The organism is Streptomyces glaucescens (assembly GCF_002154375.1).
GTDB classification, from domain to species: Bacteria; Actinomycetota; Actinomycetes; order Streptomycetales; family Streptomycetaceae; genus Streptomyces; species Streptomyces glaucescens.
Window position 1 is genome coordinate 1 of record NZ_MUND01001056.1, and the last position, 944, is coordinate 944.

Below are 944 nucleotides of genomic sequence, written 5' to 3' on the forward strand. Positions count from 1 at the left end.
GTGCGGGACCCGTAGGGGGCGGGCCGCTGGTGGCCGGGCTGCCGGTACGGGTTTCCCTGCGGGCCGCCCTGAGGGCCCCGCGGATTCGGACCGCCCGTCGGCGGCTGCTCTCCATGCCACATGGGCGGCAAGGATACGGCGATCATCACACCGGCCTGGCCAGTGGAGGCTACTCGTGGGTAACCTTCGGTCATGAGCGCAGACCAGATGTCGATCGGCGAACTGCTCGCCGCCACGGTGCCGATGGTTCGGACCCTGAACCTGGAGTACCTGGAGACCACCCCGGAGAAGGCCGTACTGGCCCTCCCGGACCAGAGCGAGTACCGCAACCACGTCGGCGGACCGCACGCGGGGGCCATGTTCACCCTCGGTGAGTCGGCCAGCGGCGCGATCGTCCTGGCCGCGTTCGGGGACCAGCTCTCGCGCGCGGTGCCGCTCCCGGTCCACGCCGACATCGCGTTCAAGAAGATCGCCCTGGGCCCGGTGAAGGCCACGGCGACCCTCGGCCGTCCGATCGCGGACGTCATCGCCGAACTCGACGCGGGCGAGCGTCCGGAGTTCCCGGTGAGTGTCGCGATCCAGCGCGAGGACGGCGCCGTCACGAGCGAGATGACGGTGGTGTGGACGCTCCGTCCCAACAGCTGAGTGCCATGGCCGACAAGGGCCCCGGTCGTCACGGCCGGGGCCCTCGTCGTGTGTGCGAGTCACGGGGAACGCGTGCCCAAGTCGCCTGGAAAAGGGCCGCAATTTCGAAGGCCGGTGCGAATACCGGCGGTAACGTCCTTGTGTTCTCAGCCGGTTGAATCCTGACTACTCGAACTCCTTGTTTCCCATGGCGCCTCTGTGCGAAGGTGTGGCACCCCGCGGGAAGGAAAAGGCCAGGCACATGTAAGTGCGGAAGGAAATGGTTTTCCGTGCAACCTCCTTACCCCCCACGTCCGCCC

General features: G+C 68.0%; 1 protein-coding gene. It reads left to right on the top strand.

Going from position 1 to position 944, the window contains the following annotated elements; all coding sequences use genetic code 11:
* The first annotated feature begins 207 nt into the window (after positions 1–207).
* The gene (locus CCN42_RS40520; protein ID WP_086742063.1) at positions 208–645 is read left to right on the top strand and encodes a DUF4442 domain-containing protein; all 438 of its coding nucleotides are present in this window, start codon (positions 208–210) and stop codon (positions 643–645) included.
* The last annotated feature ends 299 nt before the right edge of the window (positions 646–944 follow it).